This window comes from Flavobacterium sp., assembly GCF_039916025.1.
In the GTDB taxonomy this organism is placed as follows: Bacteria; Bacteroidota; Bacteroidia; order Flavobacteriales; family Flavobacteriaceae; genus Flavobacterium.
This window is the reverse complement of record NZ_JBDSMB010000206.1, coordinates 1-20,877: the sequence shown is the minus strand read 5'-3', so window position 1 is coordinate 20,877 and position 20,877 is coordinate 1. Positions and strand designations below refer to the sequence as shown.

General features: G+C 35.3%; 18 protein-coding genes. 9 read left to right on the top strand and 9 right to left on the bottom strand.

The genetic code is table 11. The features are described 5' to 3' along the window. The first annotated feature begins 96 nt into the window (after window positions 1-96). Window positions 97-5,238 carry a LamG-like jellyroll fold domain-containing protein gene (locus ABIQ27_RS14570; RefSeq protein WP_348034646.1) on the top strand — a complete coding sequence of 1,714 codons (5,142 nt, stop codon included), beginning with the start codon at window positions 97-99 and terminating at the stop codon, window positions 5,236-5,238. 105 nt (window positions 5,239-5,343) lie between these two features. On the opposite strand, the gene hisS is transcribed toward ABIQ27_RS14570, so the two are convergent. Continuing rightward, window positions 5,344-6,702, bottom strand: coding sequence for a histidine--tRNA ligase (gene hisS / locus ABIQ27_RS14565; RefSeq protein ID WP_348034645.1), 1,359 nt, complete (start codon window positions 6,700-6,702; stop codon window positions 5,344-5,346). Between the two features lie 169 nt (window positions 6,703-6,871). Between hisS and ABIQ27_RS14560 the strand changes: the two genes are divergently transcribed. Beyond that, window positions 6,872-8,122: an ABC transporter permease gene (locus tag ABIQ27_RS14560; RefSeq protein WP_348034644.1), complete on the top strand. Its 1,251-nt coding sequence runs from the start codon at window positions 6,872-6,874 to the stop codon at window positions 8,120-8,122. A gap of 85 nt (window positions 8,123-8,207) precedes the next feature. Here ABIQ27_RS14560 and prmC read toward each other — a convergent pair whose 3' ends face one another. Together prmC and ABIQ27_RS14550 are read right to left on the bottom strand one after the other, a co-directional pair. Next, window positions 8,208-9,068: a peptide chain release factor N(5)-glutamine methyltransferase gene (gene prmC / locus ABIQ27_RS14555; RefSeq protein ID WP_348034643.1), complete on the bottom strand. Its 861-nt coding sequence runs from the start codon at window positions 9,066-9,068 to the stop codon at window positions 8,208-8,210. Window positions 9,069-9,081: 13 nt separating this feature from the next. Then, complete coding sequence (locus ABIQ27_RS14550) at window positions 9,082-9,600, bottom strand: GNAT family N-acetyltransferase (protein WP_348034642.1); 519 nt, start codon at window positions 9,598-9,600, stop codon at window positions 9,082-9,084. 27 nt (window positions 9,601-9,627) lie between these two features. Here ABIQ27_RS14550 and ribD point away from each other — a divergent pair, with 27 nt between their 5' ends. The 3 genes from ribD to ABIQ27_RS14535 all read left to right on the top strand — a co-directional run bounded on the left by ribD (window position 9,628) and on the right by ABIQ27_RS14535 (window position 11,971). Next, window positions 9,628-10,668, top strand: a complete 1,041-nt coding sequence (ribD, locus tag ABIQ27_RS14545) for a bifunctional diaminohydroxyphosphoribosylaminopyrimidine deaminase/5-amino-6-(5-phosphoribosylamino)uracil reductase RibD (protein WP_348034641.1) — start codon at window positions 9,628-9,630, stop codon at window positions 10,666-10,668. Continuing rightward, entirely contained in the window at window positions 10,661-11,269 is a 609-nt protein-coding gene (locus tag ABIQ27_RS14540) for an HAD family phosphatase (protein WP_348034640.1), read from the top strand. Before ribD ends, ABIQ27_RS14540 begins: the two co-directional genes overlap by 8 nt. A 99-nt stretch (window positions 11,270-11,368) precedes the next feature. Then, window positions 11,369-11,971 (top strand): YigZ family protein, encoded by a 603-nt coding sequence (locus ABIQ27_RS14535; protein ID WP_348034639.1) that lies wholly within the window; start codon window positions 11,369-11,371, stop codon window positions 11,969-11,971. Here the strand turns inward: ABIQ27_RS14535 and ABIQ27_RS14530 are convergent. After that, the gene (locus ABIQ27_RS14530) at window positions 11,968-12,366 is read right to left on the bottom strand and encodes a thioesterase family protein (protein WP_348034638.1); all 399 of its coding nucleotides are present in this window, start codon (window positions 12,364-12,366) and stop codon (window positions 11,968-11,970) included. The two genes, ABIQ27_RS14535 and ABIQ27_RS14530, sit on opposite strands and share 4 nt — an antisense overlap. 186 nt (window positions 12,367-12,552) lie before the next feature. On the opposite strand from ABIQ27_RS14530, the gene dnaA reads away from it, so the two are divergent. From dnaA to ABIQ27_RS14515, 3 genes are read left to right on the top strand one after another with little or no spacing between them, the layout of a single operon-like run. Next, window positions 12,553-13,980 (top strand): chromosomal replication initiator protein DnaA, encoded by a 1,428-nt coding sequence (gene dnaA / locus ABIQ27_RS14525; RefSeq protein WP_136150566.1) that lies wholly within the window; start codon window positions 12,553-12,555, stop codon window positions 13,978-13,980. Between the two features lie 41 nt (window positions 13,981-14,021). Next, complete coding sequence (locus ABIQ27_RS14520; RefSeq protein ID WP_348034637.1) at window positions 14,022-14,489, top strand: low molecular weight protein-tyrosine-phosphatase; 468 nt, start codon at window positions 14,022-14,024, stop codon at window positions 14,487-14,489. Between the two features lie 48 nt (window positions 14,490-14,537). Next, window positions 14,538-15,260, top strand: coding sequence for an SAM-dependent methyltransferase (locus ABIQ27_RS14515; RefSeq protein WP_348034636.1), 723 nt, complete (start codon window positions 14,538-14,540; stop codon window positions 15,258-15,260). Window position 15,261: 1 nt separating this feature from the next. Here ABIQ27_RS14515 and ABIQ27_RS14510 read toward each other — a convergent pair whose 3' ends face one another. The 5 genes from ABIQ27_RS14510 to dapF all read right to left on the bottom strand — a co-directional run bounded on the left by ABIQ27_RS14510 (window position 15,262) and on the right by dapF (window position 19,254). Continuing rightward, window positions 15,262-15,897 carry a peptidoglycan-binding protein LysM gene (locus ABIQ27_RS14510; RefSeq protein ID WP_348034635.1) on the bottom strand — a complete coding sequence of 212 codons (636 nt, stop codon included), beginning with the start codon at window positions 15,895-15,897 and terminating at the stop codon, window positions 15,262-15,264. Window positions 15,898-15,995: 98 nt separating this feature from the next. Continuing rightward, the gene (locus tag ABIQ27_RS14505; RefSeq protein ID WP_348034634.1) at window positions 15,996-16,913 is read right to left on the bottom strand and encodes a DUF2279 domain-containing protein; all 918 of its coding nucleotides are present in this window, start codon (window positions 16,911-16,913) and stop codon (window positions 15,996-15,998) included. 2 nt (window positions 16,914-16,915) lie between these two features. Then, entirely contained in the window at window positions 16,916-17,944 is a 1,029-nt protein-coding gene (gene mltG / locus ABIQ27_RS14500) for an endolytic transglycosylase MltG (RefSeq protein ID WP_348034633.1), read from the bottom strand. 6 nt (window positions 17,945-17,950) lie between these two features. Further along, the gene (locus ABIQ27_RS14495) at window positions 17,951-18,478 is read right to left on the bottom strand and encodes a GNAT family protein (RefSeq protein ID WP_348034632.1); all 528 of its coding nucleotides are present in this window, start codon (window positions 18,476-18,478) and stop codon (window positions 17,951-17,953) included. Next, entirely contained in the window at window positions 18,472-19,254 is a 783-nt protein-coding gene (gene dapF, locus ABIQ27_RS14490; RefSeq protein ID WP_348034631.1) for a diaminopimelate epimerase, read from the bottom strand. The genes ABIQ27_RS14495 and dapF overlap by 7 nt, the downstream gene beginning before the upstream one ends. 133 nt (window positions 19,255-19,387) lie before the next feature. On the opposite strand from dapF, the gene ABIQ27_RS14485 reads away from it, so the two are divergent. Beyond that, the gene (locus ABIQ27_RS14485; protein ID WP_348034630.1) at window positions 19,388-20,776 is read left to right on the top strand and encodes a trypsin-like peptidase domain-containing protein; all 1,389 of its coding nucleotides are present in this window, start codon (window positions 19,388-19,390) and stop codon (window positions 20,774-20,776) included. Window positions 20,777-20,877: the final 101 nt, after the last annotated feature.

Below are 20,877 nucleotides of genomic sequence, written 5' to 3'. Positions count from 1 at the left end.
ATAACAGCCGGAACCGCAACATTGACTCTAACTGTTAATGGAAATGCAGGTTGTGCTTCCGTTACTGATACTAAAATTATAGACATAAGTAAAATCATGACTGCAGTTGCAGGACCAGCATTTACTGAATGTTCTTCTAATACAGTCATTACTGTTACAACTGGTTCTAGTGCAACTAATCAAACTCTTGTAACTTGGACATCGAGTGGAACTGGTACTTTTACCAATCCAAACTCATTAACAACATGTATCTATACTCCTAGCATTGCTGATACAACAGCCGGAAGTGTAATCATATCTCTTACAGCTTCAAATACAAGTTGTCCAACTGTAACTTCAAATAAAACCTTAACATTTACTGCTGCTCCATTAGTGGATGCAGGTTCAGATATAGCTACTTGTTCTACTTGTGGTACCGTAAATATTACTGCTAACTCAAGTGCTTCAAACTATACTTCTATTGTTTGGACATCAAGTGGAACTGGTACTTTTGCAAACCCAACTTCTTTAACAACATGTACCTACACTCCTAGTGCGGGTGACATTACGACTAGTTTGATTCAGGGAGGTATTACTTTAACCTTAACGGCTACAGGAACTTCTCCTTGTACAACATCAATTTCTACAAAAGTTTTGGCAATCACTTCACAAACATTTACTTCGTCAGGTACTTTTACTGTTCCTGCTGGTGTTTACCAGGTAACTGTTGAAGGTTGGGGCGGTGGCGGAAAAGGTGGTGATGGATTGAATGTAGGTAAAGTTGGCGGTGGCGGTGGCGGTGGCGCTTTTTCTTCAAAATCTGTTGCTGTTGTTCCTGGAACAACTTATACAGTAAATGTTGGATTAGGAGCTACAACTTCAATTGACGGTGGCGACTCTTGGTTTATCAACAACACGACTTTCCTTGCAAAAGGTGGTACAACAGCACTTGACAACGCCGTTACTGGTGGAGCTGGTGGTAGTGCTGCAAGTTGTATTGGAGATCTTATATCAAGAGGTGGAACTGGCGCAAACGGTGTTACCGGTTCTTATGGTGGTGGTGGTGGTGCTGGCGCAGAAGCTGGTGAAAATATGGGTGTTGACGCAACAATAAATTTAGGAGCCATTGCAACTTGTAGTGGTGGAAATGGTGGAAATGGATATACTTCTCAAAATGGTGACGGAAATCCAGGAATAGCCCCAGGTGGTGGTGGCGGTGGTGGCCGTAGAAATGGAAATAATGGTGTAAATCAAGGTGCTGGTGGTTTTGGCGCCAATGGGAAAGTAGTAATTAAATGGCCTGTAAACGCCTTGCTTTCATCGATAACAAATGCTCCTGGAGGAGTAACATCAAATTTACAATTATGGTTGCGTTCTGATTTATTAAACGGAACTACAACAGTGGCAGATAATACTCCGGTATCAACCTGGTACACACAAGCAAGAGGTGCGAATGCAATTAAACCTGCAGCAGTAGGAGCTCCGGTATATCGCAATAATGCAACGTATAATATCAACTTTAACGCTGTAGTAGATTTTACTAATCCTTATAATACTCCTTCTCAGGTTTATACAGATTTGAGTAGCACAAGACAATATTTAAAAGGAACAAATGGTTATTATTCAGAAGATACTTTTGTAGTTGTTATTCCTGATGTTACTGTAACTTCAGCTTTAAACAGTATGGATGTACTTGCCGGAAAAAGCTCTCCTTGTGCTCAAAGTGTTAAAACTGGTATTACTTATGGTAATGTTGATACCCGATTTACTAATGAAGTGCTGTCTTATACTTCAGGTACAACTACATCTTACGGAACAGCAGAAGTTAGTACAACTTCATCATACAATAGACCTGGAATTATAAACGTGAGAAACAATTCAGGAAACACTGGAATGCAATTATACTACAACGCAAATAATATCGCTACTAGTGAAGTAAATATCTCTAAACACAGAAATATCTACGATAGCCAATATTGGATTGGAAGAAGTGAAGCTTATGACGGAAGTTTAGACGGAAGAGTTGCTGAAGTTATTACGTATAGCTCTAGAAAAAATGACGCTACCGAAAGAACCAAAATTGAAAGTTATTTAGGAGTTAAATACGGAATAACTTTAGGAGTAAACGGTACTTCTCAAAACTATCTTGCTTCTGATGGAACTATCATTTGGGATGCCTCAGCTAATAGTGGCTATAACTATGATATTGCCGGAATTGGTAGAGATGATATTGAAAAACTAAATCAAAAACAATCTAAAAGTGTTAATGCTAATTCTAATTTAACTATTGGATTAGGAACAATCAGCACTACGAACACTGCAAATACAAATGCATTTGATGTTGATAAAAAATATTTAGTTTGGGGTGATAATGGTGGAAACATGAACGATTCTGGTACTGATTTAACTTTAACTTTTGGTGGTACTTCAAGTGTTACAACATTAACGGATCTTCCAAACAAAAAATGGAAAATTGTTGAAAATGGTGGTGATGTAGCTACGGCTAAAGTCGCTATCCCAACATCAGCTTTTGCTAGCTTACCAGCTTTATCAGGAAACGATGCTTATGTAATGGTTATTGCTTCAGATGCAACTTTTACAACTGCTGTAGAAACAGTATTCTTAACAACGAATGGTACTAATCAGGAAACCGATTATGACTTTGACGGAACAAAATTCTTCACATTTGGAGTAGCGCATGAAAGCGTTTATTCAAGACACGCAACTTTTGACGGAACTGATGATACTATGAAAGTTAGTAATGCTAACAACCTGAACAGTACTTTTTCAATGATGACATGGGTTAGACCAACGGGTGCAAACACTTTGGCAAATGACAGAACAATTGTATCAAAATATAACGGTACAACTGGCTTTAGAGTATATGTATCTACAAGCAACAAAGTTGTTGTTACTTGGGCTGGCGGTACAACTTTGACTTCAGCAACTACTCTACCAAGTTCAGAATGGCATAATATTGCCGTTATTTACTCAGGTGGTGCAATCAAACTATATATTGATGGTGTATTAGATTCATCTGTTGTTTCTGCAGCTCCGGTTTCAAGTACAAATACTTTCTCAATTGGTGCTGAATACAGATCAAAATCAGATACCCGTAATTTCTTTAAAGGAGATATTGATGAGTTTAGATTATGGGATAAAGCTATAACGCTAACGGAGTTGAAATTTGTAATGAACCAGGAAATTCTTCAAAACGGTACAGGTACAAAAGGTGTTATTCTACCAACTACGATAACTAAAAATGATATCAGTACTTTAAACTGGAGTAATCTTCAGGCTTATTATTCAATGAACTCTTTCATTGGAACACACATCAATGATGATTCTCAAAACAGCAATAGAGGAAATGTATTTTTACCAAATAAAACTACTATAACTGTACAATCATCGCCTCAGCCATATATAAGTTCTACTGATGGTGCATGGTCTAGTACAAGTACTTGGTCTAACGGAACAATCCAACAATTAGCAAACAGTATTTCAATTGTTGACGGTACTACTTCTATCGACTGGAACATCGTTAAAACTGGTAATAATGTAGGTTCTACAGGAAACAAAACGGTACTTGGACTATTTGTTACTGCCAATACTTTAAGCGCAACAAACGATACAAAAATCGAAGTATCACACTATTTAAAAATAGATGGTAAAATGGATTTAGTTGGAAAATCGCAATTGGTTCAAACAACGAATTCAGATTTAGACGTAACGAGTTCAGGTTCTTTAGAAAGAGATCAACAAGGTCAGGCTATAAAATATAACTATAACTACTGGTCTTCTCCTGTGAGTTCAATTAATAATACAACTATTAATCACGGATATACTGTAAATGGAGTTATGAAAGACGGAACGAATGCCAACAACCCACAAAATTTACAATGGACATCTAGTATTAACGGTTCACCAACATCGCCTATCACGTTGAGCAGCTATTGGATATTCAAATTCCAAAACTCAACTAATGCATATGCTAACTGGGCAGCTGCAGGACCATATGGGACATTATTACCTGGACAAGGTTATACTTTGAAAGGTTGTGGTTCAGCTACATTAGACCAAAACTATGTATTTGTTGGTAAACCAAATAACGGAACCATCACTTCAACGGTTGGAGCTGGTAATCTAAATCTATGTGGTAATCCATATGCTTCTGCCATTGATGCGAATCAGTTTATTGATGACAATGCATCAAGCATACTTGGAACATTATTAATCTGGGAACATTATAGCACAAACTCTAGTCATGCGACTTCAGAGTATCAAGGTGGTTATGCAACCTATACTAAAACAGGTGGAACTGCTCCTGTTGCACCAGCTGGTGTAAGCGGATTGGGATCAAGTAGCAAAACTCCAAAAAGATTTATCCCTGTTGGACAAGGTTTCTTTGTGACTGGTTCGGCTACTGGTGGAACAATTACTTTCAACAATGGTCAAAGGCTATTTGTTAAAGAAAACGATGCAACTTCATACACTATGTTTAAGCAATATAATGGTCCAGTTACTATTACTAATCCTGAATTTAATAACCAACACGATGGTTTTGTTGAACAACAATATATGAAATTAAAACTTGGATTCAATTCAACCCAAAATTATCACAGACAAATATTATTAGGCTTTATGAATGAACAAGCGACAGCCGGATATGACAATGGATACGACGCATTGAGCATTGAAACGCTGACTAATGATATGTACTTTATCAATGGAACTAATAAACTGAACATTAATGGCGATGGTTACTTTAACGTAGACAACATCTATCCGTTAGGAGTTAAAAATTCAGTAGCCGGTGTTGTTAAATTTGTAGTTGATGAAAAGGAAAATTTTGATAGTTCTCAGGAAATATACATCTATGACAATGTGACTTCAATCTACCACAGCATCAAAGATCAAAACTTCCAAATTGAATTGCCTGCCGGAACTTATGATTCAAGATTCTCATTAACATTTACTGATGCTGGTGCTACAGGTGGTAACACTAAAGTTAGCAATGAAATTAGCGTAATACATTCACAAGCTAACAACACGATAAACATCAAAAACGAGTTACAGGATGTAAATGTGAAATCAGTTTCATTATACAATTTATTAGGACAGCAAGTAACTGTTTGGAAGATTTATAACCAAAATCAGGCTGATATCCAATTACGCATAGCTGATTTAAGCGCTGGAACTTATATCGTAAAAGTAATTACTGATAATGGTGATATAACTAAAAAAATAATTATAAAATAATACCTTGTTCTGCGTTTTATTTGACACTAATTTGCTTCTACAAGAAAAAAATCCCTGCTTCGGCGGGGAATTTTTTTATACTTATGTCAATTCAGAAATAGAATATCAGGAAAGTTTTTTGATAAGGTTTTCGAGGTTCAACTGAAGTTGTTCTCCTGTTTGAATATCTTTTAAAGTGAAGTTTGAACCATCAATTTCTTTTACTACAAACGGAATACCTCTACGCTCAGCATGTTTAAATTGTTTGTCAATCTTAGCTGCATCAGGATACATTTCGGATTTGATGTTTTGATTGCGAAGTTCCGTAATGGCTTTCATCGCTTCAAATGTCTGGCTTTCGCCAAAATTCAGAAACATCACTTTCGTAGCAGTCGTAACTGTTTCCGGAAATAAATCTAATTCTTCAAGAACCAAATAAATTCTATCCAAACCAAATGAAATTCCAACACCACTCATATCTTTCAAGCCAAAAATTCCGGTCAAATCATCATAACGTCCGCCGCCACCGATAGAACCCATATCAACTTCTTTTGGAGCCGTAACTTCAAATATTGCTCCCGTATAATAATTTAATCCACGGGCCAAAGTCACATCCAAATCTAAAATCGCTTTTTGCAAACCTAATTTAGAAACATTGTCACAAATAAAACGCAATTCTTCAATTCCTTTTTTGCCTTCTTCAGAAGATGAAAGTAATTGTGTCAGTTTTTCTAATTTCTGCTGAATAGTTCCGGTGAAATTAAACAACGGTTGCACTTTTTCCAAAGCCACTTTCGAAATACCTTTTTCCAGCATTTCCTTTTTAACGCCATCCTCGCCTATTTTGTCGAGCTTGTCTAAAGCTACTGTAAAGTCAATTAATTTATCCGAAGCGCCGATTACTTCAGCAATTCCGGATAATATTTTTCTGTTGTTGATTTTGATGGAAACGCCATTCAAACCAAGCGATGCAAAAACCGAATCGTACAATTGAACCAACTCTACTTCCTGCCACAATGATTTGGAACCAACAACATCGGCATCACACTGATAAAACTCTCTGAATCTTCCTTTCTGTGGTCTGTCAGCGCGCCAAACAGGCTGAATCTGATAACGCTTAAACGGAAACTCAATCTCGCTTTGGTGCTGCACAACATAACGCGCAAACGGCACAGTCAAGTCATAGCGTAAGGCTTTTTCGGAGATTTTACCCGTTAGTTGTTTATAGTTAATAGATTGGAGTTGTTCTGTTGGAACTTTATCCAAATAATCTCCCGAATTCAATATCTTAAAAATCAAACGGTCGCCTTCTTCGCCATATTTTCCCATCAGCGTATCCGAGTTTTCAAACGAAGGTGTTTCAATTGGCTGGTAACCGAACTTCTCAAAATGATTTCTCATTATCGAAATAATATAGTTACGCTTAGAAACCTCTGCCGGTGAAAAATCTCGTGTGCCTTTAGGAATGCTTGGTTTTGATGCCATTTTAAATATTTATGAATTTGGAATTACAAATTACGAATCTGGAAGAATTATGTTTAAAAACGTAATTCGTAATTGATAATTCGTAATTGACTTTGCAAATATCAATATTTTATGTCTTAATGTAAATGTTCTTGTAACAAAAACTGTATTTTAGTGTCAAATTTGCGATATGCTTGGAATAGGACTGTTTAGAGAAAATTTAAAAATTGCGTTAGGTTCAATCAGAACGCAATTGCTTCGTACCATTTTGACTGTTGTAATTATTGCTATAGGGATTATGGCTTTGGTTGCGGTTTTAACTGTGGTATCGGCTTTTGAATACAATCTAACTTCCACTTTTGCCTCAATGGGTTCCAATACCTTCAACATTAACCAATATGCAAACAACTTACATGAAGAAGGAGGCAATGAAGTTGAAAAAATAAATCCTATTATTTCTTACCCTGAAGCTAAGGCTTTTAAGGAAAAATACAGCTATCCAATGGCGCAGACTTCGCTATCTTTTACAGCAACCGGTGCAGCTGAAGTGAAATTTGAAAATCAAAAAACCGATCCTGAAATCACCGTTCTTGGTATCGATGAATATTATTTAACAAACTCAGGTTTGGAAGTTACCCAAGGCCGGAATTTCAACACTTTTGACATTTCAAACAATGTCTATTCGTGTATTGTCGGCTCCGATTTCGTTACAAAAGGATTGCTTAAAGATGTCAATCCGATTGGCAAGACATTATCAATCCGCGGTGCTAAGTTTAAAGTTATTGGTGTATTAAAAGAAAAAGGTTCCACTTTTGGCAACAGAAAGGATTTGCGTGTTATGATTCCGATTCAGGTAGCGCGTTCGTTATTTTCTCAGCCTAATATCAACTATTCGTTAAGTATCATGATTCAGAAAGCGGAACTATTAAATGCCGCTATTGACAACGCGATACTAACGATGCGTAAAATCAGAAAACTGAATCCTGTTGAAGAAGATAATTTCGGGATTTCCCGTAGCGATGATTTGCTGAACAAGATTGCCGGAATTACTGATGTTTTAGGAGCTTCAGCCTGGATAATTGGAATTATTACAATCCTTGGTTCTTCGATTGCATTGATGAATATCATGATTGTTTCTGTAACCGAACGTACTAGGGAAATTGGTGTCCGAAAAGCGCTTGGTGCTAAGAAAAATGCTATCGCAATGCAGTTTTTTATTGAAACAATAACCGTTGGACAAATTGGAGGTGTTATTGGTATAATCTTAGGAATTCTGATTGGGTATTTAATTTCTTCTCTGCTCGAACTAACATTTGTGACTCCGTGGCAGGCAATTATTGCTGCGTTTGTAACCAGTTTTATTGTTGGTTTGGTTTCCGGATTGTATCCTGCGATAAAAGCTTCCCAACTTGATCCAATCGAGGCATTGCGCTATGAGTAAAAATTAGTGTTCAGTATTCAGTTGGCAGTGTTCAGAAACCTCTGTGAATCTCCAATTTTCTTCTTGCAGCTCTGTGAAACAAATTTCATTCGCTCTTCAAAGCACAAATCATTCTATCGTTTCCATAAATGTCTTTGCTTAACTGAACATTCTGAAACCCTAAATCTTTAAGCAATTGAACCGTTTCCTTTCCTAAATACTGATTGATTTCAAAATACAACTTCCCGTTTGGAGCTAAATTTTTGATTGCTAACCGAGCAATCTTTCTATAAAAAAGCAACGCATCAGTATCTTCAACAAACAAAGCCAAATGTGGCTCATACTCTAAAACATTAGGTTTGATTTCTGCTTTTTCTAAATTCCTAACATACGGCGGATTAGAAACGATAATGTCAAATTGCAGCTCTAAATCTTCCGTTTCTAAAATATTTTTTAAAAGAAAATCGACTTTTACTTTATTGATTTCTGCATTTTTTTTGGCTGTAGCCAGAGCTTTCTCCGAAACATCAATTGCAGAAACTTCAGCATTTGAAATATTAGCAGCCAACGAAATTGCGATGCAGCCGCTACCTGTTCCAATGTCTAATATTTTGAGTGGATTTGTGGATTTGGTTATTTGGTTATTTGATAAAATCAAATCTACTAATTCTTCTGTTTCCGGTCTTGGAATCAAAGTGTTTTCATTAACCAAAAACGGTAAACCATAAAACTCGGTTTCTCCTAAAATGTACTGAATAGGTTTTTGAATTTTTAAATCAGAAATGATGCCTTTCCATTGTTTTAAATGAATGCCATCCATCACCGTTTCAGGATTTAGCGCCAAATCAATTCGCTTCAAACCATGCAGTTTCTCCAATATGATATAGAAAAAACTATCGATTTCCTGTTCGTCATACAACGAAAGCAATTCTTTTTTGAAAATGTCTTTGAATTCTTTAAGAAACATTGGAATTTGGAATTTAATAACTGGAATTTAAATCTTTTATCATCCAAACCGGACAAGTAGTATGGCCTGTATTTCCCATTGGTGCACAAAGATATTCAAAACCTGCTTTTTTGTATAAATGTTGAGCCGTTAGCATCTCTGGTAAAGTTTCGAGATAACAGTTTTCATAACCTAATTCGGTGGCTTCCTGCAAACATTTTTGTATCATTTGAAACCCGATTCCTTTGCCTCTGGCTTCCTGTAGAAAATACATTTTTTGCAATTCACAGATATTTTCAGTAGAACTTTCCAATTGAGAAACGCCTGCACCACCAATGATTTTGCCTTTTAATGCTGAATTTATTTCAGTATCAACAACTACAAAATAAGTTGCTCTTGGTTTATCATACGCTTCAAACATAAAATCCAATTGCGTGTCCGCAAAAGCAGTTCCTGTTTTCGGAAAATTATCTGCAATAAAAACTTCCCGGATAACCGCTGCAATTTGTGGGTTATCTTCCTTTTTGATTTCTCTTATTACGATACCATTCATTCTAAAAGTAATGTCTATTTTTGTGATGTGAAGATACACGAAAATTATATAAAACGCTGCATAGAATTGGCCAAAAATGGCTTCGGAACAACCTATCCAAATCCGATGGTTGGAAGTGTAATTGTTTACAATAATGAAATCATTGGCGAAGGCTGGCACCGAAAATCGGGTGAGTCACATGCCGAAGTCAATGCCATAAATTCGGTTAATGACAAATCATTATTATCAAAAGCGACCCTCTATGTTTCGCTTGAACCGTGCAGCCATTTTGGAAAAACACCACCGTGTTGTGATTTGATTATCAAGCATAAAATTCCAAATGTTGTGGTTGGAACCATTGACCCAAACAGTAAAGTTTCGGGAACCGGAATTCAACGATTAATCGAAAGTGGCGCAAATGTTACTGTTGGTGTTTTAAAAAAAGAATGCAACGAGTTGAACAAACGTTTCTTTACTTTTCATCAAAAAAAACGTCCATACATTATACTGAAATGGGCAGAAAGCCAGGACAGATTTATTGCACCATTGACCAAAGACAAAAAAGAACCTGTTTGGATTTCAAATGAATTTTCAAGGCAATTGGTTCACAAATGGCGAAGCGAAGAACAGGCTATTTTGGTAGGGACAAATACCGTTTTAGATGATAATCCAAAATTGGATGTTCGCGATTGGAAAGGTGAAAATCCGATACGAATTGTTTTAGACAAAACCGGGAAAATATCGAATGACTTTTTTGTCAAAAACGGGAAAACAAAAACCATTATTATAACCGAACAAGAAAATTTAACATTTAGTGAAAATTGTATTTATGAAAATGCTATCTTTGATATCGACCTAACCCAAACTATTGCCGATATTTCATATAAATATGGCATTCAATCTATAATAATTGAAGGCGGAAAACAAACGCTTCAAAGTTTTATAGATGATAATCTTTGGGATGAAGCCAGAGTTTTTATTGGAAACATTCATTTAAAAATCGGTATAAAAGCACCTGTTTTGAATGGAGAATTTCAATTAAAAAGCATAAAAGACGACCAACTTAAACTTTTTTTCAACCATGATTAACGCTATAATTTTCGATTTCGGAGATGTTTTTATTAATCTTAAAAAAGAACATTCCATTGAAGAGTTTAAAAAATTAGGATTGGATGGCCCAAATGAAGACTTATTGGAACACAATGACTTATTCGAAAAAGGGAAAATAGACGAGCTGAAATTTATTAACTGCTTTTTAAAGTACATTCCAAATGCAAGTCTCGAAGAAATCACCAAAGCCTGGAACTCCATAATCGGTGATTTTCCTTTGGAAAGATTAGAGTTTTTACAGATGCTTTCCAGCAGATATCGTTTATTCCTGTTAACCAATACCGATTCCATTCACATCAATCGTTTTGAGCATAAAGTTGGGATGTCATTTTACACCGATTTTTATCGCTGCTTTGAAAAAGTATATTATTCTTATGAAATGGGAATGCGAAAACCTGATGCTGAAATTTTCAACGCGATACTGCGAAAACATGATTTATCACCAAAAAGAACTTTGTTTATTGATGATAAAAAAGACAATACCGATGCCGCTGAATCATTGGGATTGCATGTTTGGAATTTAAAAGTCGGCGAAGAAGATGTTGTCGATTTGTTTGATCAAAAGCACTTACCGCTATAAAATTCCAAAAATGAAATTCCAAATACCAACAACTAATTTTGGAAATGAATCAAATCGTTTTTTCAATTGGAATTTGGGATTTATGTATTGAGATTTAAAATGACAGACACTTTTAAAACCATTGCTTCTCCATCGTCAGAAATTCTTTTTAAAGAAAAAAATAGCAAGTTTTTTGGTTATGCTTTTCCGGTTACTACGGAAGATGAAATCAAATTATATTTAGAAAAATTACGCAAACAGCATTCTGGTGCCGGTCACTTTTGTTATGCATTCCAATTCGGAACGGATACTGTTTATTTTCGTGCTAATGATGATGGCGAGCCAAGTAATTCTGCGGGAATGCCAATTTATGGTCAGATTCAGTCTTTTGGTTTAACCAATATTTTTGTGGTTGTGATTCGTTACTTTGGTGGCGTGAAATTGGGTGTTGGCGGATTGATTTCGGCTTATAAAACTGCAGCGCAAATGGCTTTGGAAGAAGCTGTAATCATTGAAAAAACAATAGATATTCATTTCCAGGTTCTTTTTGATTATAAAAACATGAATAAAGTAATGCGAATAATTAAAGAGAAAAACTTAGAAATCATTTCACAACAAATGGAAGAAAGCTGTCAAATTGAAATAGCTACCCGAAAAAAAAATACCGAGATGATTTTCGACATTTTTACTAATTTATTTGAGGTTGAGATTAAAAAAATCTAACTGTTCATAATATCCAAAATATATTGTGGTGGCTGAATAGCTTTTCCCAAATTTATGTCCACAAAAACCAACAAAAAATGTGCAGTTGTTAACAACTCATTATTTTCGTTGCGAATTTCACAATCAAATTCGACCTTTACTGAAGAATGTCCTTTGAACTTTGTTATAACTGTAAGTAAGTCGTCATAACGTGCTGGTTTTTTGTATTTTATAGTCATGGATACTATAGGAAGTGCAATTCCGCTCTCTTCCAATGCTTTATAAGAAATCCCTTTGTTTCTAAGCCATTCAACGCGTCCCATCTCAAAATAAGGAACATAATTGCCGTGATAAACGACACTCATTTGGTCTGTTTCCGAGTAACGCACTCTAACTTGAATTTGATGTTCTTTCATCTGATTTTTTTACCTTTAATCTAAAAGTGATTTTTTCTGTACGACAATATTTTTAAAAAATCAATGCCATTTTAATTTTTTTTAACAAATTTTATTCACATATTTGTTACCCCGAAAAGCATGAAAAAATTCATCGTTTTTTTATGTCAAAAACTAAATAACTAAATACATTAATTTCAACTAAATATGAGCAAAACTGCGCAATCGGTGTGGGAAAACTGTCTACTATTTATAAAAGACAATATTCAAGAGCAAGCTTTTAAAACTTGGTTTGAACCGATTAAGTCAGTGGAACTAACTGATAACGCTTTGTACATTCAGGTTCCCAGCAAATTCTTTTACGAATGGCTTGAAGAACACTATGTAAAATTATTAAAAGTCGCACTAACTAAAGAACTTGGAAAAAACGCAAAGTTACTCTATAAAATTAAAATGGAGAACACTTATGGAAATAAACAGCCATTTACAGAACAATTGCCAAGTGCTCACCGCAGTCCAATTAAATCTCAGGATGTTGACGCTCCGTTTAAAAATCTAAATCCAGAATTAAAAAATCCTTTTGTGATTCCGGGAATTAGAAACTTAAAAATTGAGTCACAACTAAATCCAAATTATAGTTTTGATAATTTCCTTGAAGGTGATTCTAACAGATTAGCACGTTCAGCTGGTATGGCTGTTGCCAATAAACCTGGTGGAACGTCATTCAATCCACTATTGATTTTTGGCGGTGTTGGATTAGGAAAAACACATTTAGCACATGCTATTGGTGTTGAAATCAAAGACAAATACCCGGAAAAAACTGTTCTATATATTTCGGCTGAAGTTTTCACCCAACAATATATTGACTCGGTTAAGAAAAATAACAGAAACGATTTTATTCATTTCTATCAATTGATTGATGTGTTGATTATTGACGATGTTCAATTCCTTTCAGGAAAAACAGGAACACAGGATGTATTCTTCCATATTTTCAATTACTTACACCAAAATGGCAAGCAAGTAATTCTTACTTCAGACAAAGCACCTGTTGACATGCAGGACATCGAACAACGTTTGTTGTCTCGTTTCAAATGGGGTTTATCTGCTGAATTGCACCAACCGGATTATGAAACCAGAATTTCTATCTTAAAAAATATTTTATATCGTGATGGCGTTGAAATGCCCGATGAAATTATAGAATATGTGGCTCGAAACATCAAGTCAAATGTGAGAGAATTAGAAGGTGCCATTATTTCGTTGATTGCTCAGTCTTCTTTCAATAAAAAAGAAGTGACTTTAGATTTGGCTAAAAATGTAGTTGAGAAATTTGTCAAAAACGTAAAACGCGAAATCTCTATTGAATATATTCAAAAAGTTGTTTCTGATTATTTCCAATTGGATCTTGACACCTTACAATCTAAAACCAGAAAACGTCATGTTGTTCAGGCTCGACAATTAGCCATGTTTTTTGCTAAGAAATTTACGAAGTCTTCTTTGGCAAACATTGGTTCTCAAATTGGAGACAGAGATCACGCTACCGTTTTACATGCTTGCAAAACAGTTGACAACTTAGTCTCAACTGATAAACAATTCAAAAAATTTGTAGAAGATATTCATAAAAAATTATCACTATAATTCCTTTTTGAGTAAGTTTGCGGTTTAGAAATAAACACACTATGCCCGTTAAAATTTTAATGGTTTGTCTTGGAAATATTTGCCGATCACCTTTGGCAGAAGGGCTTTTAGCGGCCAAACTTCCGAAAGATAAATTTTTTGTAGACTCAGCCGGAACTGGAAGCTATCATATTGGGAAACAACCCGACCAACGTTCTGTGATGACTGCACAAAAAAACGGACTTGATATTACTTCTCAAAAAGCAAGACAATTTACACCAAGAGATTTTGAAGAGTTCGATTATATCTTTGTAATGGACAATACCAACTATGATGATGTAATTGAATTGGCTAAAAAAGAAGAACATAAGCAGAAAGTACAACTCATCCTGAATGATTTGTTTCCAGGCGACAATGTAGATGTTCCCGATCCGTATTACGGACTGCAAAATGGTTTTGATATGGTATATGAAATGCTTGATGAAACCTGCGATATTTTGGCTAAAAAGTTAATCGAGAAACATCCATGAAATGCTTTAGCATTACATCTGACAGATAAAAAACAATAAAAAACGCAGATGAAACCTGTAACTTTAAAAGGCAAGCTTTATTTAATCCCAACTACTTTGGGAGAAATGAATCCGCACGATGTTTTACCTCAAACCGTAAAAAGAGCTATAGATTTTATTGACGATTATATTGTTGAAAATGAAAAAACGGCCAGAAAGTTTATCAAATCTATACATCCTGAAAAAGTTCAAAACAGTTTAAGAATTTTTTCTCTCAATAAGCGAACTGAAGTTTCAGAATACAATGCCATGATTGCCCCGTGTATGAACGGTTTAAACGTTGGTTTAATGAGCGAAGCCGGTTGTCCAGGAGTTGCTGATCCCGGAGCCGTAATTGTGAAAATTGCTCATGAAAACGGAATACAGGTTGTGCCGTTAGTCGGTCCTTCTTCTATCCTATTAGCCATGATGGGTTCTGGAATGAATGGTCAGAGTTTTGCTTTCAATGGTTATCTTCCGATTGATAAAGATGATAAAAAATCAGCTTTGAAAAGTTTTGAAAACTTATCAGGTACAAAAAATCAATCGCAGATTTTTATTGAAACACCGTATAGAAATAATAAATTATTAGAAGATTTATTGCAGATACTTCAGCCCAACACACATCTTTGCATTGCAACCGATATTACACTACCAACAGAATTTATCAAAACGTTCCGTGTGGCAGACTGGAAAAAAATAAAGGTCGACCTGCATAACAGACCAACCATATTTATTATTCACAAGATGTAATTTATTTTACTTTAGCGTTTTTGATAGCTTTAATTCCGGTAGTTTCAAATCCACCAAAATCTTTCATATACGTTTTAACTGAAGTTCCGTAGTCATCCTTGCATTTTTTCTCGCCATTCGAATTCAAAAATCGTTTCACCGATCCTGAACCTCCTAAATGTGCTGCGGCTAAAATCCCTGATTCGGTAATTTTAATACCATCTACAATTTTACCTTCATAATTATTGATATACTCTTTCAACTCATATTTGTTTTTAGAAAGTAATGCTACGAAAGCTTTTTCCTGAAGTCTTGGATTATTCATAAAACGAACGCTGTCATTGATACCAATAGATTTTAAAGTTTCCTTTCCAAATTGGTATTTTCCCATATAACCTAACGAATTTATTTTGCCATATTTCCCTTGTGACTCTTTATGAGCCACTGCTTCTTTAAATCCAATAAAATATCTCCCTGTAAATGGGATTTTAAGTTTAAAGTAATCGATGCTGTTTAGAGAAGGAAAAACATAAGATTGTCCTTCATTTTCATCAGCAAATAAGAAGGTGCTGATTTGGGAATTGTAAGGTTTAAAACCTGAGCTTATGAAAGCTACAGTTAGTAGGATTGTTGTGTAAAAAATTCCTTTTTTTATCATTAAATGTTATTTCTCAAGCGCTGTCACCGACATTGATATTTCCGAGCGCAAATATACAACTTATTTTATAAAATTGAATATCAAGTAGTTGAACTACATTAAAAGTAGATAAAGTGCATTTTAGTTCCTCCTGAGCCCTTGATTTCAATCGTTGGAGCCGGAATCTTGAGGGTATTGAAAATTGTTAAAATTGTCTTAACTAAATGTGATTTAGTTTCGATTTTTGTCAAATCAACGTCAAGACTGAGGTAAAATTGTCGGTATCTTTTACTTTCCGGAAGAAAAATAGCATTAATAAACTCATCATTTCCGGTAACCATTCCTTCTGCTCCATAACCAATTGCAACATTCAGCCATTTTGGTATTTCAGAAGATTTTACAAACGAATATACATTGGCCGAAAGCCAATAAGTCTGACCGTTATAATCTTTCAGAATTTGTTCGGGAAGAGAACTTCCTAAAACATTTGGTCTCGCAGAAGCGTATGAAGTTGTGTGAAAAGAAAATTTAGGAACAATTCGTTGTTCTTTCCAAAGTAATTCCTGAGAAACATACAAAGCCGTTCCTGAAATATTAGCTGCTATATCGCCCCAGGAAGCTCCCCAATTTGCCGAATATCCGTCAAAAACCTCAACCGTTGTCATAAAAGCCAAACCTAAAGTCGAGCCATAAATTAGTTGGCTTTTCCGATTGGCACCTGACCATTTCAAAGCATTAGCGCCAAAACTTCCCAAATGATACGATGAAAAAACATGCCCGGCTTTATCCATTTGAAGCCATTCAGCATTGTCATTAATAAAATGAAAATTAGAACGAGGATAATCGGCATACCAGACTTGATTCAAACCAATCAATGTTGCCGTGCCAATAGCAGCTTCAGAAATAACAAGTGTTTTGAGATGATTTTTATTTAAAGTATCCGAAGGTTTTAGAAAATTTTCAATGGAATTTTGAGCAAAAGAAATTTGGCAACACCCAAATAGCAACAATAAAACTATGCTCTTGGATGCTTTCAAAATTATCTGTTTGTTCCTTGTTTGTTCAACCAATCGGCATATTTCTTAGCATTCACCTGATGTTGCTCATAAGTAGAAGCAAAAACATGATAGCCGAATTTTTCAACGCTTGCGCAGAAATAAAGATAGTCGTGTTTGTCCGGATTTAAAACCGCATCAATCGCATCAACATCAGGCATAGCGATTGGCCCGGGAGGCAAACCTATATTTTGATAAGTATTGTATGGAGAACTGATAAACAAATCGTTGTATAAAACGCGTTTGATGACTTGGTCGAAATCATTATCCCGCAACTTCAGAGCATAAATTACCGTTGGATCAGCCTGCAAAGCCATTCCCTGATTTAATCTGTTGAGATAAACACCTGCAATTGTTGGACGCTCGCTTTTCTTAACTGATTCTTTGTGCACAATCGATGCGACGGTGATTACTTGGACTGGCGTTAAATTCAAAGCCGCAGCTTTTGCAATGCGTTCCTTTGTCCAAAAGCGATTGTATTCATCGAGCATTCTTCCTCTGAATTTTTCTGCAGAAATATTCCAATAGACTTCATAGGTGTTTGGCAAAAACATAGCAAAAACATTGTCTTTGGTAAAACCATTTTTCTTCAGGAATTCTTTATCAAGAAAAGTTGCCAGAAGTTTTGTAGTATCAGGTTCTATTTGAGAGCTCAAGCGTTCGCAAAGATTTTGCAATCGTTCCTGATTGTTAAAAGCCAATTTCACCGGAACATTTCTTCGCATTGAAGCAACCAATTGAAATGCACTCATTCCTTTCTTTAGCAAAAATCGTCCGGCTTTTACATTTTCGGGATAAGAACGACGTTTGGCGATAAACTCAAAATCGTTCATATTTTTCACTAAAGGCGAAAGGATTCTTTCAACATCCTGATAAGTTGATCCTGTTGGAACTTCAACATATATTTCATCTTTTTCAAATTTTGTGTCCGATGTAAAAAATTTGATAAATATAACTGCAACAAAAACAAGGAAAATAATTCCTAAAACCTTGATAATTTTATTTCTATTCAAAACAATTTATTTTTTAATTAATTGAAAAACAGCTTCATCATGAAACCCATTATTGGTGAAATTCCAGTCTTTTTTGACGCCTATTTTTTCAAATCCAAATTTAGTAAAAAGCGATTCACTTGTTTTATTTTCTGTTCCGATATTTGCAAATAATTGGTGCAACTGCAATTGTTCAAAAGCATAAGTAATAACCAAACCCAACGCTTCTTTTCCAAAACCATTATTTCTATCGACTTCATTTTGAATGATAATTCCAATTCCTGCACGTTTGTTTTTAGCATCAAAATCGAATAAATCAATTAAACCAACAGCATCTGAATTTCCCTTTTTGCAAACAACCAAACGTAATTGCTTGGCTTCATAAATATCCTGATGCGCATTTTCGAGATATTGCCGAATTAGGAATTTGCTGTAAGGCGTTATGGTATTACTGACTTCCCAAATGTTTTCATCGTTTTCAATAGCATAAACAAACTCTAAATCTTCGGGTTCGAGTGCACGTAAATGGATGTTTTGTCCTTGCAGTGTTACCATTCTATTTCTCCTTCAAAAACAAAAGTTGCCGGCCCAGTTAGGAAAACATTGATATAAGCATCATTTACTTTATCAAAAGAAACTTCTAGTTTTCCACCTTCAACATCTAATTTTATTTGATGTGAATTTGTTTTACCAATAGCATTCATCGCAATCGCTGCCGCTGTTGCACCAGTTCCGCATGAAAAAGTTTCGTCTTCAACACCGCGCTCATAAGTGCGTAAACGAAAATGATCATCTGAAATTTGCTTTACAAAATTCACGTTGCTTCCCGCCTTTCCATACAAATCAGAATAGCGGATTTTGGCACCATTGCCTTTAACATCATAATGCTTCAAATCATCCACCATCATCACATGATGCGGTGAACCTGTATTTAGGAAAACATACTCTTTTTCAATTTTTACTTCATCTACATTTTTCATTTGCAACGAAACGATTCCGTTCTCAAAAATGGTTGCATCATGCAAACCGTCGGTTGCTTTGAAAGTCGTTTCATTTGAAATAAGGTTCAGGCTTTTGGCGAAAGCCACAATACAACGACCACCATTCCCACACATCGAACTTTGATTGCCATCAGAATTGTAATAAACCATTCTGAAATCTGTTTCCGTATCATTCTCTAACAGTATTAATCCGTCAGCGCCAATACCGAAGCGTCGGTCACAAAGTTTTTCGATGCGTTTGACATCAGTTTTTGGGAAGTCGTTTTCTCTATTATCAATAAAGATAAAGTCATTTCCTGTTCCTTCATATTTGTAAAATGTGAATTTCATAACGTGATTTACTCCCACAAATATAGCAAATATTAAGATTAACTTAAAAATTGTTAAACGAGCGTTAAACTGATTTTTTGAAAAAAATAAAATTATAATTTTACTTTCAAATAATTTAAAAATGTTAATGACTATGAAACGATTATCAAGCTTATTTTTGATTTCTTTGGTGAGTGGCGCAACTACTCTTGGTGCTTACAAATTATTTATTGAAAAAAAAGACAGTCGTGATTCGATTGTATCTACAGCGTCAAATAATTTTGGCAGGAACGTTGGTTTTACTAACGAAGGTGTAGATTTTACTACGGCTGCAGAAAACACAGTTCACACAGTTGTCCACGTAAAGAATGTTTCAGTCAGAACGGTTTCTGATCCTATTATGGAATACTTCTACGGTCAACGAGGCGGTCAGCAACAAGAACAAGTAGGAACAGGTTCGGGAGTTATTATTTCACAGGATGGCTATATCGTTACCAACAATCACGTTGTACAAGGCGCTTCTCAACTAGAAGTAACTTTGAATAACAATAAATCATACACGGCGAAACTTATTGGAACAGATTCAAAAATGGATATCGCTTTATTAAAAATTGATGCGGACGAAAAGTTACCATATTCAACTTTTGCCGATTCTGACCAGGTAAAAGTTGGCGAATGGGTTTTGGCAGTTGGAAATCCATATAATCTGACATCAACAGTTACTGCCGGAATTGTTTCGGCGAAAGCCAGGAACTTAGCAAATGACGGTCTTCAGTCTTTTATTCAAACAGATGCGGCTGTAAATCCAGGAAATTCAGGTGGTGCATTGGTTAATACTCGCGGAGAATTGATTGGAATTAATACTATGATTTCATCTCCAACAGGAAGTTACGCCGGTTATTCATTTGCAATCCCGTCAAATCTCACACGAAAAATCATTGAAGACATTATGGAATTTGGTAATGTTCAACGTGGAATTCTTGGTGTTGAAGGTGGCGAATTAAACAGTAAAGCTTCTAAAGAATTAGGAATTAATGACACCGAAGGTTTTTACATCAACAAGATAACAAAAAATTCAGGTGCTGAAAAAGCGGGCTTGCGAAAAGGTGATATCATTAAAAAACTAGACACTCAAAATATCAACACCTATTCTGAGCTTTCGGGATATATTAATACGAAACGCCCAAATGATAAAGTTCAGGTAACCTTCCTACGTGATGGAGAAACAAAAACAACGTCAGTTATTTTGATTAAATATAACCTTGTAACAACTGAATTTAAAGGTTTGGAATTAGAAGATATTGAAGCTGCTGATAAAAAGAAATTCAGAATTGGTTATGGTGTCCGCATTAAGGGCATCAATAGCGAGACGCTAAAACCATACGAAGATCAATTGAAAGGAAATATTATTCTTTCGGTTGATAATGTAAAAGCGACAGATGTTGAGACTATTTCTAAATTTTTGAATAAAAAAGACGAAAATCAAAGCGTTAACATTCAAATGATAAACGGAATAGGCCAAATAGTTCAGATAATTTTATAAGGTTAAGAGGTTAATCATCATTAAAACCAGTTTCATTTTGAACTGGTTTTTTTGTTTTATAAAAAAGAGCGAAATCGTTTTCGTAAAACGTTTGTATTGTC

Bases quoted from the DNA above. Each gene is read 5' to 3' on its own strand.
- ABIQ27_RS14570 (WP_348034646.1), top strand. From the start codon at position 97: ATGACTGCAGTTGCAGGACCAGCATTTACTGAATGTTCTTCTAATACA.
- hisS (WP_348034645.1), bottom strand. From the start codon at position 6,702: ATGGCATCAAAACCAAGCATTCCTAAAGGCACACGAGATTTTTCACCG.
- ABIQ27_RS14560 (WP_348034644.1), top strand. From the start codon at position 6,872: ATGCTTGGAATAGGACTGTTTAGAGAAAATTTAAAAATTGCGTTAGGT.
- prmC (WP_348034643.1), bottom strand. From the start codon at position 9,068: ATGTTTCTTAAAGAATTCAAAGACATTTTCAAAAAAGAATTGCTTTCG.
- ABIQ27_RS14550 (WP_348034642.1), bottom strand. From the start codon at position 9,600: ATGAATGGTATCGTAATAAGAGAAATCAAAAAGGAAGATAACCCACAA.
- ABIQ27_RS14540 (WP_348034640.1), top strand. From the start codon at position 10,661: ATGATTAACGCTATAATTTTCGATTTCGGAGATGTTTTTATTAATCTT.
- ABIQ27_RS14535 (WP_348034639.1), top strand. From the start codon at position 11,369: ATGACAGACACTTTTAAAACCATTGCTTCTCCATCGTCAGAAATTCTT.
- ABIQ27_RS14530 (WP_348034638.1), bottom strand. From the start codon at position 12,366: ATGAAAGAACATCAAATTCAAGTTAGAGTGCGTTACTCGGAAACAGAC.
- dnaA (WP_136150566.1), top strand. From the start codon at position 12,553: ATGAGCAAAACTGCGCAATCGGTGTGGGAAAACTGTCTACTATTTATA.
- ABIQ27_RS14520 (WP_348034637.1), top strand. From the start codon at position 14,022: ATGCCCGTTAAAATTTTAATGGTTTGTCTTGGAAATATTTGCCGATCA.
- ABIQ27_RS14515 (WP_348034636.1), top strand. From the start codon at position 14,538: ATGAAACCTGTAACTTTAAAAGGCAAGCTTTATTTAATCCCAACTACT.
- ABIQ27_RS14510 (WP_348034635.1), bottom strand. From the start codon at position 15,897: ATGATAAAAAAAGGAATTTTTTACACAACAATCCTACTAACTGTAGCT.
- ABIQ27_RS14495 (WP_348034632.1), bottom strand. From the start codon at position 18,478: ATGGTAACACTGCAAGGACAAAACATCCATTTACGTGCACTCGAACCC.
- dapF (WP_348034631.1), bottom strand. From the start codon at position 19,254: ATGAAATTCACATTTTACAAATATGAAGGAACAGGAAATGACTTTATC.
- ABIQ27_RS14485 (WP_348034630.1), top strand. From the start codon at position 19,388: ATGAAACGATTATCAAGCTTATTTTTGATTTCTTTGGTGAGTGGCGCA.